The sequence below is a fragment of the Nesiotobacter zosterae genome (genome assembly GCF_033843645.1).
In the GTDB taxonomy this organism is placed as follows: domain Bacteria; phylum Pseudomonadota; class Alphaproteobacteria; order Rhizobiales; family Stappiaceae; genus Pseudovibrio; species Pseudovibrio zosterae.
In genome coordinates, this window is the sequence record NZ_JAWXVZ010000010.1 from 160,820 (window position 1) to 178,783 (window position 17,964).

Consider the following 17,964-nt stretch of genomic DNA (forward strand, 5'->3'; position numbering starts at 1 on the left):
CTCACGCGTTCTTGGCGGACGCGACAGTGGCGCGCGCACTTGGAGCAGCTGCAGCACGCATACGCATGGCACGAATACGGCGACGGTAGATTTCATTTCGCATGGACATCAGGTGCATCATGATGAAGAAGAACGTAAACGCCAGCGCCATGACCATGAGCGGCGTCAACAAGGACGGGTGGATGGTCGGACCATCCATGCGGAACACGCTCGCTGGCTGGTGCAGGGTGTTCCACCAGTCCACGGAGAACTTGATGATGGGCAGGTTCAAAGCGCCCACCAAAGTCAGGATCGCGATTGGGCGTGCCGCCTTGTTGGGGTCGTCCATGGTCTTCCAGAGCGCAATGATGCCCAGATACATGATGAAAAGCACAAGGAAAGAGGTCAGGCGCGCGTCCCAAACCCACCATGTGCCCCACATGGGCTGACCCCACACAGCACCGGTGAACAACGCCAGAAAGGTAAAGCAGGCCCCAAGGGGCGCCGCGGCCTTGGCAGAAACATCCGCCAGCGGATGACGCCAAACCAGCGAACCAATGGAGGACATGGCCATCATCGCATAGCAAAACATGCCCAGCCACGCGGACGGCACATGGATGAACATGATCCGAACCGTGTTGCCCTGCTGGTAATCCTGCGGCGCGGCAAAGGACAGATACAGCCCCACCGCAAACAAGATCAAAGTAATCCCCACGAGCCACGGCAGCACACGCCGCACGAGGTTCAAAAAGAAAGTTGGGTTTGCCAGATCGTAGAAATTCATGAAACTCTTCTAAACTGGGACGCCGCGACCATCAATAAGATAGATCGACCGCCGTTCCCACCAAGATGCGATTGCGCGAAATTGTCGCATTATGGCAGGGCGTGCCCAGCCTTCCCCCTCTAATCACTCGCATAGCGCAGCGCCGCTGCGGCAGAGACCGGACCAACCACCAGCGCTACAAGGCTGATGGCACTTAAATACAAGAACGGCGTCAGAAATGGGGCCGTTGCGGACAACACCGCAGTGGCTGCGCTCACCCCGAAGATAAGCACGGGAATGGACAAGGGCACCACCAGAATGGCAAGCAGCACCCCGCCCCGGCGCAGCGACACCGTCACCCCGGCTCCCACTGCCCCGATCAGCGTCAAGGCGGGCGTACCGATGACCAGCGTCAAGGTGACAGCGGCGATGGCCATTGGCTCCAGATTGAGAAACAGCGCAAACAGCGGCGTTGCAATGACCAACGGCAAGCCGGTTGCCGCCCAGTGAGCCGCACACTTCACCAGCACCACCAGCTCCATGGGGCGACCGGCCAGCAGATAAAGGTCCAGCGTGCCGTCTTCGCGGTCCGCCTGGAACAACCGGTCAAGGCCGAGCAGCGTCGAAAGCAACGCGCCAATCCACAGCACCGCCGAGCCAATGCGCGCCAACAGCGTGAGATCCGGCCCAACGCCAAACGGAAACACGGTGACAACGGCAAGAAAGAACAGAACACCAATCAGCGCGCCCCCGCCCACACGCACGGCCAGTTTGAAGTCCCGCAGGAAGAGTGCAGCCATCCAGCTCATCAGCCCCATCCCTCTTCGTCGCCGAACACTACGCCTTCTGCATAAGCTTCGGTTTCAGCCGCGTCGGCGGTGACGGGTTCCATCAGCAACTCCTGCACCCGCTTCAGCTTCAACGGCAGGTGCGTCGCCGCAATTACAATGCCGCCTGCTTCCAGATGCGCTTCGATCAGGTCATGGAGCGTTTGTTCCGATGCCTTGTCCAGCGCCGAGCTGGGTTCATCAAGCAGCCAGATCGGACGCCACACCACCAAAAGCCGCGCCAAAGCCAGACGGCGCTTTTGGCCCGCGCTCAAGAAACCGGCAGGCAGCGACGCCGTATGCTCAATGCCAAGCACGCCCAGCGCCTCGAGCGGGTCCATGCCGCAACGCCCTTGAACCGGGTCGCAAAACGTCTTCCAGAAAGAGAGATTGTCGAGGGTTGTCAGGGCAGGCTTCAGCCCGTCCAAATGGCCGAAGTAATGCAAGTGTTCTGCAAATGGCCGTTCCGCTTCCCCGCCCTCCAGCGAAATTTCACCGCCGGATTTCACCACCAATCCGGCCAGCACCCGCAGCAGAGTGGACTTGCCAACGCCGTTTGGCCCCTTCACCAACAGCGCTTCCCCAGCTCCAACCGCAAAGGACAGGCCGTGGAACACCTCACGTCCGCCGCGATCGCACGAAAGCGCCCGGCACTCGATCCGCAAGCCCGGTTGCGTCGAAGTGGTGTTGGTTTCAGCTGCCACGTTTGGTCTGTCCTAAATGCCATGCGGGCGGGCACGGTGGGTTGGCCCGTGCCCAGTGGAATACCACTCCACACCGGCAAATTTCCAGAGGCTTCTCCGGAAAACACGCGTCTTTGCGGCGGTTTCCAGACTTATTGCTTAGCCGCACCCTCAAGGACTGGCGCACGCGGTTGATCCTGTTACGTGATACCCCGGAGATGAACGCGCCCATCTCATCGCTTTTCTCAGGATGCCCGCGCTTACAAAAAATATCGCCAATCCCCTCTTGGAAATTATTGTATACATATGTATATAATATTGAGAAGGCGGTGACCCTCTGTTTTTATTGGCAAAACCTGTGCCGAATACCCCCGCTGTCCGATGGGATGACATCATCACCCAACGTCGCGGATCTGGCACGAACTGCGAAAAAACGCTATAGGGACAACAACTGATTTTTCGCCTCTCTCGGGCCGCCACTGCAAAAGCGCGTCACGGAGGGGTTCAATAAAACGCTCCGCAAAGGGGCATATCAAAAACACCTTTTCAAAGGTGATCCAGAGAGACCCGCTCCGCAGTCGGGCACACCCATGCGCCAGACTGTCAAACCAAAAGGAGATCGCTCGCAATGACCACATCCCTGGACAGCTTTGGCGCCAAGAAGACCCTGACGGTCGGCGACAAGAGCTACACCTACTTCTCCATTCCCGATGCTGAAAAGAACGGCCTTGAGGGTGTTTCCAAGCTTCCCTTCTCCTTGAAGGTGGTGCTTGAAAACCTGCTGCGTTTTGAAGACGGTCGCACGGTAACCAAGGAAGACATCACCGCAGTGGCACAGTGGCTGGTCTCCCGCACCTCCACCCACGAAATCGCCTACCGTCCGGCACGCGTTCTCATGCAGGACTTCACCGGCGTGCCCGCCGTTGTGGACCTTGCGGCCATGCGCGATGCGGCGGTCAAGCTCGGCGGCGACCCGAAGAAAGTGAACCCGCAAGTCCCCGTGGATCTGGTCATCGACCACTCCGTGATGGTGGACTACTTCGGCACCGCCTCCGCCTTCGCACTCAACGTGGAGAAGGAATACGAGCGCAACAAGGAGCGCTACGAGTTCCTGCGCTGGGGCCAGTCCGCGTTTGACAACTTCCGCGCCGTGCCACCTGGCACCGGCATCTGTCACCAGGTGAACCTTGAGTATCTGGCCCAGACCGTCTGGACCAAGGAAGAAAACGGTGAAACCATCGCCTACCCAGACACCCTGGTGGGCACCGACTCCCACACCACCATGGTCAACGGCCTGGCTGTTCTGGGCTGGGGCGTGGGCGGCATCGAGGCGGAGGCCGCCATGCTTGGCCAGCCCATCTCCATGCTCATCCCGGAAGTGGTTGGCTTCAAGCTCACCGGAAAGCTGAACGAAGGCATCACCGCCACCGACCTTGTGCTCACCGTGGTTGAAATGCTGCGCAAGAAGGGCGTTGTCGGCAAGTTCGTGGAGTTCTATGGCCCCGGTCTCGACAACCTGTCGCTGGAAGACGCTGCCACCATCGCCAACATGGCACCAGAGTACGGCGCGACCTGCGGCTTCTTCCCCGTCGACACCGACACCCTGAAGTACCTTGAGGCCACCGGCCGCGCCAAGGACCGCATCGCACTGGTCGAGGCCTACGCCAAGGCGCAAGGCATGTTCCGCGATTCCAGCGCGCCAGAACCGGTCTTCACCGACACGCTGGAGCTGGACATCTCCACCGTTGTGCCTTCCCTTGCCGGGCCAAAGCGCCCGCAGGACCGCATCTCGCTGGAAGACGCCTCCAGCGGCTTCGCCAAGACCATGGCCAGTGAGTTCAACAAGGCAGGCGAGGAGTTCAAGCGGGTAGCCGTTGAAGGCCGCGACCACGACCTCGGCAACGGCGACGTGGTCATTGCCGCCATCACCTCATGCACCAACACCTCCAACCCGTCAGTGCTCATCGGTGCGGGTCTGGTGGCTCGCAAGGCCCGCGAAAAGGGACTCACCGTGAAACCATGGGTCAAGACCTCCCTTGCCCCCGGCTCTCAAGTGGTCACCGACTACTTGGAAAAGGCGGGTGTGCAGGCAGATCTGGATGCACTGGGCTTCAACCTCACCGGCTATGGCTGCACCACCTGCATTGGTAACTCCGGCCCGCTGCCCGAAGAGATCTCCAAGTCCATCAACGACAACGACCTTGTGGCCTGTTCCGTCCTGTCCGGCAACCGCAACTTCGAAGGCCGCGTGAACCCGGACGTGCGCGCCAACTATCTGGCTTCCCCGCCACTGGTTGTGGCCTACGCCATTGCCGGCTCGCTGAACATCGACATCACCAAGGACCCGCTCGGCACGGATCAGGACGGCAACCCGGTCTACCTGAAGGATCTCTGGCCTTCCACGCAGGAAATTGCAGATCTCATCCGCACCTCCATCAACGAGGAAATGTTTGAACAGCGCTACGGCGACGTGTTCAAGGGCGATGAGCACTGGCAGGCCATCAAGGTTGAAGGCGGCATGACCTACGGCTGGCCCGCAGGGTCCACCTACGTTCAAAACCCGCCCTACTTCGAAGACATGACCATGGACCCCAAGCCGCTCGAAGACATCGAGAACGCGGCGGTCATGGGTCTGTTCCTCGATTCCATTACCACCGACCATATCTCTCCGGCCGGGGCCATCAAGGCCAACAGCCCGGCAGGCACCTACCTCTCGGAGCATCAGGTCGCGGTGAAGGACTTCAACTCCTACGGCTCCCGCCGTGGCAACCACGAGGTCATGATGCGCGGCACCTTTGCCAACATCCGCATCAAGAACCAGATGGTGCCGGGCGTTGAAGGCGGCGTCACCATGAAGGACGGCAAGCAGGAATGGATCTACGACGCCTGCATGGACTACAAGGCAGCAGGCACCCCGCTTGTGGTGTTTGCGGGCAAGGAGTACGGCACCGGCTCCTCCCGTGACTGGGCGGCCAAGGGCACCAAGCTGCTTGGCGTGCGTGCCGTGATCGCGCAAAGCTTCGAGCGCATCCACCGCTCCAACCTGGTGGGCATGGGCGTTCTGCCGTTCACCTTCAAGGAAGGCGAAAGCTGGCAGTCCCACGGCATCGAAGGCACAGAGAAAGTCAGCATCCATGGCGTTGCCGACCTGAAACCGCGTCAGATGGTGAACATCGAGGTGGAATACGCCAGTGGCGAGAAAAAGACCATCGAAGTGCTCTGCCGCATCGATACGGAAGACGAACTGGAATACATCAAGGCTGGCGGCATCCTGCACTACGTGCTCCGCAACCTCGTTTCCAGCTAAGACTTTCTAGAAAGACTTCGGATCAAGAACGGGCCCTCTCCACGGGCCCGTTTTTTGTTGGCACCTCATCCCTCAGGGCCAACCAACACCCTAATGTCAACTCAGAGCCCAGCACCTCTCGCGGCCTTGCGCTTTATCAAAGCTGTCATCCCGTACTTGATGCGGGATCCAGAACACCACGGGAAAGCCATCCCCCGCGCCCGACCGACCGAACGCGTTGCACCTTCCGCTGGATCCCGGCTCGGGGGCCGGGATGACGCTGGGAGGTAATAGAGAGGACGGTGGGTCTCATGAACGTTGCGCAGTGAGGTGTTGGAAGAAGGGTAGCCTTGGCAACTCTCAGAAAATGAAAGCACCTCTCCAAAACGCATACGAAACCAGAACCAGCGCCTCTAAACTGCAGCACCTTGGAATCCCAACACCCTCACCTCCCCGCTGGCGTCATCCCGCACTTGATGCGGGATCCAGAGCCAAGCCAGCACGCCTTTCCATTCCCGTCATGCCAACTCTTGGTACAAATCTCTCCAAGCCGGATTAAATCCCTCGATCAACTCCACCTTCCATGCCCGCTTCCAACGCTTCAGCTTTTTCTCACGAGCAATTGCATCAACAATCCGCTCGTATTCCTCATAGTAGACCAGCTGTGCCACGCCATAGCGCGCCGTAAAGGACATCGCCATTTTCTCACGGTGCTCGTAAACGCGCCGGGCCAAGTCGTTGGTCACGCCCGTATAGAGCGTCCCGTGCCGTCTGCTGGCTGTCATGTATACAAAATACGCCATGCCTCAGTCTGCGGCCTTCACCACGGGGCGACAACAACATGAAATTGCCAGTCTAAAATGATAGGCCGCTTCCGCTGGATCCAGGCTCGGAGGCCGGGATGACGCTGGGGGTAATGGAGAAGACCGCGGGTCTCATCGGCTCACAGCCCTGCGCTACATTAAAGCCGTCATCCCGCACTTGATGCGGGATCCAGAGCACCACGGGAAAGCCTTTGCTTCATGCCTGCCCCCCAAGTACGTAGCACCGCCCGTTGGATCCCGGCTCGGGGGCCGGGATGACAGTGAGAGGTAATGGAGAGGCCCTGAAGTTACTTGAACGTTGCGCGGTGAGGTGATGCAAGACCAGCAGTCCTGCCATTGCGCAACAAGCAGCCTCTGCATCATCGCCAAAACGCCCGTGAGACCCAATACCCGCGCCCAACATCAGTAACGCCTTGGAACCCCAACACCCTCACCTCCCCTCAAGCGTCATCCCGCACTTGATGCGGGATCCAGAATGACAAGGAGAAACTTGCGCCTCTCGCTAAAACGCGGCCACACAATCCGCAGGAAACCCGCCGTAACCATGCTCTTCTGCCACTACCACGTTTTCAAAAGGTGCAGGCGCTCGCCGTCCTCGCGCACCAGCTTGTAGCCGCCTTGTTCCAGAAACGTGCGTGCCGGGTGGGTGCTGATGGGTGCGTAGCTGCACCGGTTGAAGCCCGCGCGCTTCACCTGCTCTTCGGCCAGCGCCAGAAGCTGGGCGGCAATGCCATAGCGGCGGAAGTCCTGCATCACATAAAGATGCAAGATCTTGGGCTCCTCTCGCACCAGGCCCCAACTGCAAAACCCCACCACCTGATCGGCGAGCACGGACACGTGGGTCTGGGGCAAATGGTCCGCCAGCATCTTTTTCTTGGCAGCTTCCGCCGCTTTCCAATGCTCATAGTGCTGGGGTTCCAGCTCCGCCATGTAGCGCTCTTCCAGGGTGAGCAGGACGGGCAAATCGGCTTCGGTTGCCTTGCGGTGAATTGGAACTGACATGGGTAACCCTCCGGTGCAAACGCTGCGTCACTCTGACCGTTGTCAGGATAAACCAAAACAGGGTGCCCCCCAACTGAACCAAAGGGATCACAATCAGAAGGTGCAGTGCGGCTGGACGCCTCCCCCTCCGGCTTATAGACTGGCCCCTTCCCTTTGAAAAACTTATTCCCCTTGGTCCTGACGCCTCTAATTTTGAACCCATGCCCACTTGAACGGGCCGCCGGTGGACCGTCCACTGGCGCGAAGTGGGCTGGGCGGGGCTGCTGGAAGAGGTAACGCATCTTTCCAGGAGGTCCGGTGGAAGGTAACCCAGGGGAGACCGCATGATCCTGGGGGGTTTGTCCGCAGTGAAGGGCGTTCAGCGGTGGCAGGCAACTGCCTTTCGCGTCTGTTCAACTGGGGGCCAGTGCCTTTCATGATAAAGTGTCCGGGCAAGGCGGCTGTGCCTTTGCCGAAGACTCAAACACAACAATGCGCAGGCAAAGCCTGCCCGCCTTGCCATCCCGTCATCCGGCGGGTTCCTTCCAGACGCCATACACCGCGAGGGGGCCTCGGCGGTGCCAAAAGTGCTTGATGGGGTGCGGGCTTGCCTCAGTCGGCAGAAACGCCCAGCGCCTCGCTTTGCGGAGTGCCAGGGGCCGGGGTATCGCCCCTCACCTGCTGGCGGAACTGGTGCAGCCGCTGCTGTAGCATCAGCAGCGCCCGGTCGACCACATCCCCCTCGATGAGCTTTTCCGGCTCGCTCAAGGTGCGCAAGGATTGCTCTATGCTGCCAAGCTGGTTGGAAATGCGGGTCAGTTTGGCGTTCAGCTCAGGGTTCGTGTTCGCAGACCGGCGAAGCGCCGTCAGCTCATCATTGAGGCGGCGCAGCTCCGCTTGCCACTCGGCAGGCTTGATGCCGCTGGCAGAAACCACGGCAGACGCCGTGCGCGTTGCGGCCGTTTCGGTCACATCCATCACCGCGTAAATGGCCCACCCAACCGCCAGCGCGGCCAGGATCACCAGCACCAGCGTCGCGTTAATCAGCGCGAGCAGCAGATCCTTCAGTGTCCGCTTTGCCCGGCCCGGTGCATCCTCACCCATCATGGCGCTCATTAATTCCCTCTGCCTCAAGACGCGCTAGTCTAACAGCAACACCTTCCCAAAGCGTTAGGCAGGCTGGTGGACGTTTCACTCCACCAACAGTTCGTAATAGGTGAATGTTGCACCCGAACGCCCCTCATAGGGCAGTTCCACCTTGGTTGCCGTTGTTGGGGAGAGCGGTTCACCATAGAGGCGCTCATAAAGCCGCTTCAGCTTGTCCGGGGCTTCGGTGTCGCGCGGGTGGCGCCAGATCAGCATCACCGGCCGGTTGAACGGAATGCGCAGCGCAGCATACTCATGGCTGGTGATGGTCACATCTTCAAGATGGTACCCCACCGCCCCCACAAACTCCTTGGGTTCCCCAAGCACAACGGCTGCGCCATTTGCGTTCACCCGCTCTGCAATGGCAGAGGATGGGATCTTGTGCGCGCTGGGGCGTTTGGTGCTGTCCCGGTTCATGTTGATCGGCATCGCGATCATTATTGCCAGCGTACACGCCCCGGCAATGCCGAACACATAGGCCAGCCGGTTTGGCGTCATGCGCGGCCACGCCCACCCCGCCAAAATGACAGGAAACACAAACAGCGTTGGCTGCAGCCACCGGTCCTTAACAACAGTGGTCCCACTCATCACCATCGCCAGAAAGATCACGGTGATAGCGGCAAGCAAGGTCGCCAGGAGAAATTGACAGGCGGACTTGTTCACATCGGCCTTTGGGGCCTTATCCTCTGACCTGCGCAAGAACAGGAAGGGCAGATAGACCGCTAGTGACACAGCAATGAAGCTGATGGATGCCCGCAAAAGGGAGAAAGGCCCCGCATACCAAGGCTCTTCAACGCGGTGAATGCCAAACTTGTGCACGCGGGAGAACAGAAGGTCCTGATTTTGTACCATCCAAAGCGCTGGCATGAACAGCAGCACGGCGGCAACCCCAATGGAAATCACAGCATAGCGGGAGAAGAGCAAACGCCGCCCCGCGGGCTGCGCCAAACACCCGATCAGCACCGCTGCCAGGAGGAAGAAGTAGTTGAACTTGGCAAGCGCCCCAATTGCCACCACCCCGCCCAAGGCGGCAGCGCGCAGCAAAGTTGGTTTATCAATGCAGAGCAGCATCACGTACACCGTCCACGAGGCGGCAGCAAACAACAGCACGGAGTGGGACAAGGCACGCTGCGCTTCCCATGATATTTGAGGAAGGAAAATAATCGAGGCCGTCGCAAGCGCGGCGAAGGTCTTGCCACCCATGCGTTTTGCCGTGAACCACACCCCAAGGTACCCAAGCAGCAGGGTTGCGTTCTTGAGAAGCGACAGAGCAAACAGGCTCTTGCCAAAGACTGAGAAAAAGGCAACCACAAGCCAGGAATAAAGCGGCGGCTGCGGGCCATACCCCCACTCAAGGCTTTGCGCCGCGATGATCTGTTCCGCCTCGTCCAGCCCAAGATTGGCGGAACTCAAAAGCCGAATGGCGACTTGAAGGGCAAAATAGACACAAAGCAAAACGGGGAACCAATGTGAAATGAAGTGGTTCCATGCCCTGACCCTGCAGGCGGAGTTATTCCCGGTCAGTTCGAGTGCGGTATTTTGGGAGAGCAAATGATTGCCTTGTCTGCTCGGTCACAGGGCACGTCAAACACTCTTCACGCTGAAACAGGCCCATGAACTAGTTTAGAATTTTAATTAAACTAAACATAGTTCATGTCGGAAATAAAAAAACCCGCAGCGTTTGCTGCGGGTTCTGAGAGCTTTAAAGTTGATCAGGGATCCTTAGTGGCGGAAGTGGCGCATCCCGGTAAAGACCATGGCAAGCCCCGCCTCATCTGCCGCCTTGATCACCTCGTCGTCACGCATCGAGCCACCCGGTTGGATCACCGCAGTTGCTCCTGCCTCAGCAGCAGAAAGCAGACCGTCGGCAAACGGGAAAAATGCGTCAGAGGCGACAACGCACCCCCTGGTCAAAGGCTCGGAATGCCCCGCTGCTTCAGCGGCATCTTCCGCTTTGCGGGCGGCGATGCGGGCACTGTCCACACGGCTCATTTGGCCCGCGCCAATGCCAACGGTCGCCCCGTCTTTCACATAGACAATTGCATTGGACTTCACATGCTTGCCAACACGAAACGCCATCTTCAGGTCTGCAAGCTCCTGCGCGCTCGGCTGGCGCTTGGTCACCACTTTCAGGTCAAGGTCATCCACCACGCCGTTGTCACGGCTTTGCACCAGCAGACCGCCAGACACGCTTTTCACGAACACGCCCTCTTCGCGCGGGTCGGAAAGGCCACCGGTGAGCAGAAGACGCAGGTTCTTCTTTTTGGCAACAATCGCCATGGCTTCTTCAGTCGCATCTGGCGCAATGATCACCTCGGTGAAGATCTTGGTAATCTCTGCTGCGGCATCTGCGTCCAGAGTGCCATTCAAGGCAACAATGCCGCCAAAAGCAGACACCGGGTCACAGGCAAGCGCCTTTTCATAAGCGTCTTTCAGCGTGGCCGCTTCGGCGACACCACAAGGGTTGGCGTGCTTGATGATGGCCACCGCAGCGGTGCGGGCCGGATCAAACTCGGAAACCAGCTCAAAGGCAGCATCCGTGTCATTGATGTTGTTGTAAGAAAGCTGCTTTCCCTGCACTTGGCGGGCAGTCGCCACACCGGGGCGCTTCTCGCCTGTCAGGTAAAAACCAGCGGCTTGATGCGGGTTCTCGCCGTAGCGCATGACTTCATTCAACTTGCCGCCAACGGCACGATAGTCCGGCGCACTCTCACCAATCTGCGCGGCCATCCAGTTGGACACCGCCGCATCATAGGCCGCAGTGCGGGCAAAGGCTTTTTGCGCCAACTTCTTGCGCAGTGCAATTGGCGATTGGCCGCCATTGGCATCAAGCGCTTCAATCACGGCATCGTAGTCAGCCGGGTCGACAAGTGTCGTCACATAGGCCTGGTTCTTGGCTGCGGCACGCGTCATGGCCGGGCCACCAATATCAATGTTCTCAACGCCATTGGCGTAATCGGCGCCAGACGCAACGGTCTCCTCAAACGGGTACAGGTTCACGCAGAGCAGGTCGATGCCCGTAATCCCGTGATCCGCCATGGCCGCCACATGGTCCGCATCATCTCTGATGGACAGCAAGCCGCCGTGCACTTTTGGATGAAGCGTTTTCACCCGACCATCCATGATCTCAGGAAAGCCCGTCACTTCAGAGATATCCTTCACTGCAAGACCAGCCTCTTCAATGGCCTTGCGCGTGCCACCCGTGGAGACGAGTTCAACACCGCGATCTACCAGCGCTTTTGCAAACGCAATCAATCCAGTTTTGTCGGTAACAGACAACAGAGCACGCTTTACCGGAACCATTTCAGGAACAGGTATGCCTTTTGACAGGACAGCCATGAGCATCAAGCCTTACGTATTTGCAGGGTTACACATCGAAGATGGCGTCGCCGTACCACGGTTTCTACGGATTATAAAGGCTGAGGATGGATTTTTTCCGGCACACGAAATGAAAGGAAACATCGTTGCTATTGCTAAGCCGGGTAAAGTTAGTTCGATTTACGCCGCCCTTTCGCAGCGGCAACACGGCGAAACATCCATGTTACGTTCGGCCGTTCGCTGGCGCGGCCGTAAATCACAATCTGATTTGTCCGGCGGTGTCCAAACACATCCGAAAGATAAATGGACTCTTCCAACTCCACGGCGCCATCTTCGGCCATGAACTCCCAAGCTTCACCGTCCGGGCACTGCAGAATAATCGCCTGGCCAGAGGTCAGCATGGAGCACTTCACAGTAGGGTGCAGATGAAAGCGGAGGGTGTAGTGGTCATTTTCGCCGGGTTCGCCGGTTTTTTGAAACCGATCAACACCGTCAAGAACAGTACCATCACGAGAAAGCGTCAAATCCCGTTCATGTATCAGGTGAAAGCGAGCAGCATAGCCATCATGGCTGGCAATTACGCGTTCAGCCAGCTCATCATCGTAGCGTTCCACGCTAACCGAACGCGGCCCAGACACGATCGGCGTGCCGAGATAGCGTTCGTAACGGGGGTTGTTCAGAAACCGGCTGGACGAGGTCTCGCCCACAGAAGCAGTCGAATGCGCCGCTGTGGAGCGCGCCACCGCACGCCATTCAATGCGGTCACGTTGAGACACACCACAGTTCACCACAATTCGGTTGCGGTGCGAGGAAAATTCGAAAGACAGCGTTCCGGCATGGGCCTGACCGCTGAACTGGATCGGGGGCGGTGCGCCCGCATCCATTATGACCAGGCTGTCCGCTGCCGAGAGACGTTGATACCCGGAGTAAGGCGCACTTGGCGAGGGCGCCCCGCGGGCATCATCATAAGCCAGCACGGTTGCGACCACGTCGCCCGGCGTGGAGCCCATGCCATTGAAGTGCGCGAAAGAGCCATCGCCATGCCTGAAGAAACGGATGATCGGCATCATTCGATCAATGGCTTCCATCATGGCAGGAGAGGCCGATTGGCCTTGCATGACCAGCGCCTGCCGGATCGGCAAAAGGTCCACCAAAATGTCAAGTACTGCGCCGGGATGGCGAGAGACATGTCCGCCATCTGGCAAGATCTGGCGCTGCAGCTCCATATCAAGCCGCTTCAGCGCTTTGCGGATATGGCGCTCTTGCCCTTCTATGGAAACCGAGGCACAAGCCACTGCCATGGCAACGGTCAGACGGGGCACCCCATCAGGCGCTTCACCGGCGGTGCGGCGCAGATATCGGACCTGCTTGCCAAGAGAGCGCATGAACTTACGATAAAAGTCCGCTTCACATCCTTGAAGCAACAAGGGAGATTGGGCCATCCAGCTCAAGATGCGCCGAGCTATGACTTCCTGCCGCCAGCCCACGGGATCGCCGCGCCCGCATGCCTTGATCCAATCTTCGACCAACGCTCGGGCGTTCTTCTGCGCCATCGCAGTTTCCGCAGCGCGCAGGTGGCGCAACCAGGAAAAACCATGCAGGGCCCTTGCCCATTCAACGCTCGGCGCTGGAATTTCAAAAGGAGATTCGCCTCCAGTTTCCACCAGGTGTCCGGAGAACAGGAACCGACCGGCGTAGATATCAGCCGCGTTTGTGGCATCGGTTGTACGCAGATCTTGCGGGGCAATCAGCAGACGCGATGGTGTGTGGCGCAAGGAACCAAACCGCATGACAGAACCGCCACGCAGGGCCCTAACCGCTGCTTGCACCATGTTTTGCGCCATCAAACGCCAAAGAAGCGCCTGTTCAGACACCGCGCCCAACGCCATACCCGCTATAGGCCTCCTTCATGCCTGTCTCAACCACGAGACACAGGATTGCCTTGAAAGGCCTTTAAAACTCGTTAACCATATCATTGCGAATTGCCACCGCGTGTGATCAAAAAGACGCAGTAAGCTCAGGACTTGCGCAGCCGCGCCGCAAAGAAGCCATCCATGCCACTCAATCTCGCCGTTTTCTGCGGATTGTGGCAGGGCAAAGCTCTGAAGTCTCCCTGAGAGTTGACGGTTGCGGCAGGAAGCGCAAATGCCTCTGCATCAACGGTTTCTCTGGAGAACTCTGGGGATTCCAAGAGGAATCGCTGAATTTGAAGCTCACCTTCTTCTTGCTCTAACGAACATGTGCAGTAGACAAGCAAACCACCGGGTTTCAGCCAGTGCGCAGCTTTGGTAAGCAGCTCGTACTGCAAGTCTGCGAGCTTTGAGACGTCATCTTCCCGCTTCAGCCATGCAACATCAGGATGACGGCGGATGGTGCCCGTGGCACTGCACGGCGCATCCAGCAAAATGGCATCAAATTGTTGATCTGGCTCGTAGTTTCGAAGGTCACAGGCGACTGTCTCAACTTCAAAACCCATGCGAGCCATATTGTCAGAAAGGCGTTCAAGGCGACGCGCAGACACATCAACAGCGGTGACATGGGCGCCTGCTGCCGCCAGCTGCATTGTCTTGCCGCCCGGCGCAGCACACAGATCCGCCACGCGAAGACCAGCAACATCGCCCAGAAGGCGCGCAGGAACAGCTGCAGCCGAATCTTGAACCCACCATGCCCCCTCATCAAAACCGGGGAGCACATCGATTGCCCCTTCAGGCACCAGACGTACGGACTTGCCGCAGCTCAACTCACCGCCCAGTTGCTCCTGCCACTTGGCCACATCGTCCTTGATCGAGAAATCGACATAAGGCTCCAGCAGATGCGCTTCCGCAATCGCTGCAGCAGTTTCTTCGCCGAATACCTCAATCCATCGTTTGTACATCCAGTCTGGCGCGTTGATCCCGGGTGCGCTCTGCTCTTCAAGAAGGGCACTGCCTTCCCGAGTTGCACGCCGCAATACGGCATTCACCAAGCCTTTATAGGGCTTGGCGCGGCCATCTCGTCCGGCAAGCGACACAGCTAGCGAAACCGCAGCGTGATCTGGAATGGACATGAACAGAATTTGAGCCAGCGCAACATGGAGAATATCAAGAACGCGGCCTGTCTTCTCCGGTATCGGACGTTCCAGAAGCGCATCCAGAACACCTTGGATCTGACCGCGGCGGCGCAACGCGGTTCCAAGAATTGCGCGCACCAAAGACCTATCATTGGGCTCAAGCCGCTTGTAGCCCGGATGGCCATTGCGCAAATCCAGTTCACCATCGAGGGGCATGCGCTTGAACATGATCTTGCCTAGAAGATCCGTGGCAGCCTTGCGTGCGGCATAGCCTGGCTCGGTGCCCGGCTGCACAGCAGGTACTTTTGCGCCTTTGGCGGCAGGTTTGCCACGCTTCTTGCCAGAAGCCTTACGTGCGGCGGCCTGTGTTGTGTTGTTGTCTGCGCTCATCGACGCCAAAATCCTACTGATTGGGGCCGCGAACTGGCCCCGATAGAAAGGCCAAGCCCTTCAAATTCATCTACTTGTCATAACGGTGGTGTGCCTAATGACACAAAACCGGCCATAAGGAAATGGCTGTTTGACTGGCTTGTCTTCAAACTCGCTTCAAGAATCCAAAAGGCGCTCTGTTGGAGAGCGCCTGCAAATGCCACTTGCGGAGGGTGGGTTTAACCCCACGGCCCTTTAGGCCGTTTGGGTTGCTCCCCGCCCCATGGCCCCTTGGGAGCATTGGAAGGCGGTACAGAAGGACCAGTGTTTGGCCGTGACGCCTGTTGTTGCGACGCAAACCCTGATGCCGTCATGCCGGCCTCAGAGGCCATGTTACGCAAAGCTGCAATGCGGTTCTCCGTGTTCGGATGTGTTGAGAACAGATTATCCATCCGCTCACCGGAGAGGGGATTAATAATGAACATATGCGCGGTTGCCGGGTTGTGTTCCGCATCCGGATTTGGAATGCGAGCGGCGCCACCTGCAATCTTGTTCAGAGCAGACGCCAACCAGAGCGGATTGCCGCAAATCTGCGCACCCATCTTATCGGCAGAATACTCTCGCGTTCTGGATATTGCCATTTGCACGAGGCTGGCTGCCAGCGGCGCGAGGATCATCATCAAGATCGCGCCGACAAAACCCAGCGGATTGTTGTTGTCACGAGAGCCGCCAAAAAAGAACGCAAAGTTCGCCAACATGGAAACCGCACCAGCAATGGTCGCGGTAATGGTCATGATTAGCGTGTCGTGGTTTTTAATGTGCGCCAACTCGTGGGCCATCACGCCGGCGACTTCTTCTTTGCTGAGAGTATTGAGGAGGCCCGTGGTCGCAGCCACTGCTGCGTTTTCAGGATTGCGCCCCGTTGCAAAAGCATTTGGTTGCGGGTTGTTGATCACATAAACTTTGGGCATGGGCATGTTCGCCCGCTGCGCCATGGTGCGCACCATGCCAACCAGTTCCGGCGCTTGGCGCTCATCTACTTGCTGCGCGTGGTGCATGCGCAGCACCATCTTGTCCGAGTTCCAGTAGCTGAAAAGGTTCATCGCGCCGGCAAACAGGAGCGCGATCATCATGCCGCCCGTACCGCCGATCAAAAAGCCAACGAACATGAACAAAGCCGTCATGGCAGCGAGCAGCATGGCTGTTCGGAAGTAGTTCATGATGACTAAAGACCCTCTCTTAGGACTATGACCAACGGGCGTTTTTCCCGTCGTCTGAGATTTGTGATGGTGCTTCGCTCGACAAATAAAGGTGGGTATACCATTTAAAAGTTGCCACGAAGCAGACTACCTAAAATTTTGACGGATATAAGTCACTTAGGCAGAATTGATCTCACCAACAAGACCCGGACCAGCAAAATTGAGAGAAGCGGGAAGGCTTTGGTAATGACTGGACATAACGACACAGGCTCCAAACTGAACTACTCCACCACTGAGATTGCAGCGCCCTCAGAAGTGGAGGAAGCCCCAAAGCGCAAGCGTTTTGAGGATTTGCCGCCTGCTGCCCAGCGCGCGCTGAAAGAAGCCGAAGCCCGCCGAGCAGAAATCGATGCCGTCACCACAAATCGACCAGCTGAGGTGGACGGACGTGGAGGCTTGGACCCTGCGCGCTACCAAGACTGGGAAGTCAAAGGCATTACCAGCGACTTCTAGCTACTCTGCCCGCGGTTTTGGATGCCAATCAGAGTATTTTGAGGCGGCGCACAATGTAAATTTGTAGCGCCACCACGGCGAGCAGGAGAAGGCACACCACGACAAAGCCGTAGGGACTGTGAGCGCCCGGAATACCTCCAACATTGATACCCAAAAGACCCGTGATAAGCGAAAGCGGCAGAAACACTGCCGCAACAACTGCAAGCATGAGCATATATCGGTTGGTTTGTTCGGCTCTGTTGAACATGACCTGATCGTGGACGATTTCGGCTCGCTCCCGAATTGCATCCATTTCTTCAGCGATTCGAGTAATGCGGTCTGCCGCCTCTCTCAAACGCACCTGGGCCGCCCTGCTCATCAAGGCCATGTTCTCAATCTCAAAGCCACGAATGGCATCACGCTGCGTGAAAAGACTGCGTCGGATCATTGTTGCCGTCCGGCGTATGTGAGCCAGTTCTGTCTCCCAGGGCTGCAAGGCCTTCAGGAGCACAAGATCCTCCATGTTTTCAATTCGGTCCGACAAGGCTTCAAAAAGTGGCTCTGCCCGATCGGCCAGACTGAGGGCGATGAAGGAGACCAGTTCTGCCGCGTTGTGCAGGCGCAAACCCCGTTTTACCTCCTCACCCAAAGCGGGGATGATACCGGACTTGTCATCACACACAGAGACCACCAGCCGCTCGCTCACCCACATGCGAAGGACCGCCAGATCGGGGAGAAATGACTGATCAAGTTCTTTGAATACAAAAAGATTCAACAAGACGCCTTGAGCGAAAATGGTGCACCTTGGGAGCGCATCTGCGGATTTCAGGCTTTCAATGAGATCCGCATCCAAAGGCAACTGGTTCAGGAGCGCCTCTGCTGAATTGCCCTCTTGCTTGACATGTAACCAATGCACGCCTTTGGACGCACCAAGATGAGCATCAATCACATCTTCCACTGCGGTTTCGTGGAGAACTCCATCGGCACTGATTTCAAACGCAAAGACAGTCTGCTCTCGTGATCTAACCCGCTCCATTCAAGGCCCTTT

General features: G+C 57.9%; 14 protein-coding genes. 2 read left to right on the plus strand and 12 right to left on the minus strand.

Going from position 1 to position 17,964, the window contains the following annotated elements; all coding sequences use genetic code 11:
* Window position 1: 1 nt before the first annotated feature.
* The 3 genes from Q3Y58_RS15660 to ccmA all read right to left on the minus strand — a co-directional run bounded on the left by Q3Y58_RS15660 (window position 2) and on the right by ccmA (window position 2,234).
* A complete protein-coding gene (locus tag Q3Y58_RS15660; RefSeq protein ID WP_274217588.1) occupies window positions 2–763 on the minus strand; it encodes a heme ABC transporter permease in 762 nt (253 codons plus the stop codon).
* A gap of 119 nt (window positions 764–882) precedes the next feature.
* Window positions 883–1,542, minus strand: a complete 660-nt coding sequence (ccmB, locus tag Q3Y58_RS15665; RefSeq protein ID WP_274218290.1) for a heme exporter protein CcmB — start codon at window positions 1,540–1,542, stop codon at window positions 883–885.
* 8 nt (window positions 1,543–1,550) lie between these two features.
* Window positions 1,551–2,234, minus strand: coding sequence for a heme ABC exporter ATP-binding protein CcmA (ccmA, locus tag Q3Y58_RS15670; RefSeq protein WP_413697835.1), 684 nt, complete (start codon window positions 2,232–2,234; stop codon window positions 1,551–1,553).
* 646 nt (window positions 2,235–2,880) lie between these two features.
* Here ccmA and acnA point away from each other — a divergent pair.
* Window positions 2,881–5,559 (plus strand): aconitate hydratase AcnA, encoded by a 2,679-nt coding sequence (acnA, locus tag Q3Y58_RS15675; protein WP_319622870.1) that lies wholly within the window; start codon window positions 2,881–2,883, stop codon window positions 5,557–5,559.
* Between the two features lie 497 nt (window positions 5,560–6,056).
* On the opposite strand, the gene Q3Y58_RS15680 is transcribed toward acnA, so the two are convergent.
* The 8 genes from Q3Y58_RS15680 to htpX form a co-directional block, all read right to left on the minus strand.
* Window positions 6,057–6,341 (minus strand): GIY-YIG nuclease family protein, encoded by a 285-nt coding sequence (locus Q3Y58_RS15680; RefSeq protein WP_319622871.1) that lies wholly within the window; start codon window positions 6,339–6,341, stop codon window positions 6,057–6,059.
* A gap of 579 nt (window positions 6,342–6,920) precedes the next feature.
* Window positions 6,921–7,364 (minus strand): GNAT family N-acetyltransferase, encoded by a 444-nt coding sequence (locus Q3Y58_RS15685; RefSeq protein WP_274217590.1) that lies wholly within the window; start codon window positions 7,362–7,364, stop codon window positions 6,921–6,923.
* 591 nt (window positions 7,365–7,955) lie between these two features.
* Window positions 7,956–8,459 carry a hypothetical protein gene (locus Q3Y58_RS15690; protein WP_319622872.1) on the minus strand — a complete coding sequence of 168 codons (504 nt, stop codon included), beginning with the start codon at window positions 8,457–8,459 and terminating at the stop codon, window positions 7,956–7,958.
* A gap of 75 nt (window positions 8,460–8,534) precedes the next feature.
* A complete protein-coding gene (locus Q3Y58_RS15695; RefSeq protein WP_319622873.1) occupies window positions 8,535–9,944 on the minus strand; it encodes an ArnT family glycosyltransferase in 1,410 nt (469 codons plus the stop codon).
* Window positions 9,945–10,211: 267 nt separating this feature from the next.
* Window positions 10,212–11,828 carry a bifunctional phosphoribosylaminoimidazolecarboxamide formyltransferase/IMP cyclohydrolase gene (gene purH, locus Q3Y58_RS15700; RefSeq protein WP_319622874.1) on the minus strand — a complete coding sequence of 539 codons (1,617 nt, stop codon included), beginning with the start codon at window positions 11,826–11,828 and terminating at the stop codon, window positions 10,212–10,214.
* A 149-nt stretch (window positions 11,829–11,977) separates the two neighbouring features.
* Window positions 11,978–13,696, minus strand: a complete 1,719-nt coding sequence (locus Q3Y58_RS15705; RefSeq protein WP_274217594.1) for a heparinase II/III family protein — start codon at window positions 13,694–13,696, stop codon at window positions 11,978–11,980.
* Window positions 13,697–13,824: 128 nt separating this feature from the next.
* On the minus strand, window positions 13,825–15,246 hold the full coding sequence (rsmB, locus tag Q3Y58_RS15710; RefSeq protein ID WP_319622875.1) for a 16S rRNA (cytosine(967)-C(5))-methyltransferase RsmB: 1,422 nt from the start codon (window positions 15,244–15,246) through the stop codon (window positions 13,825–13,827).
* Between the two features lie 218 nt (window positions 15,247–15,464).
* Window positions 15,465–16,445, minus strand: a complete 981-nt coding sequence (gene htpX, locus Q3Y58_RS15715) for a zinc metalloprotease HtpX (RefSeq protein WP_319622876.1) — start codon at window positions 16,443–16,445, stop codon at window positions 15,465–15,467.
* Between the two features lie 225 nt (window positions 16,446–16,670).
* On the opposite strand from htpX, the gene Q3Y58_RS15720 reads away from it, so the two are divergent.
* Window positions 16,671–16,937, plus strand: coding sequence for a DUF1674 domain-containing protein (locus tag Q3Y58_RS15720; protein ID WP_319622877.1), 267 nt, complete (start codon window positions 16,671–16,673; stop codon window positions 16,935–16,937).
* A gap of 28 nt (window positions 16,938–16,965) precedes the next feature.
* On the opposite strand, the gene Q3Y58_RS15725 is transcribed toward Q3Y58_RS15720, so the two are convergent.
* Window positions 16,966–17,952 carry a CorA family divalent cation transporter gene (locus Q3Y58_RS15725; RefSeq protein WP_319622878.1) on the minus strand — a complete coding sequence of 329 codons (987 nt, stop codon included), beginning with the start codon at window positions 17,950–17,952 and terminating at the stop codon, window positions 16,966–16,968.
* Between the last annotated feature and the right edge of the window lie 12 nt (window positions 17,953–17,964).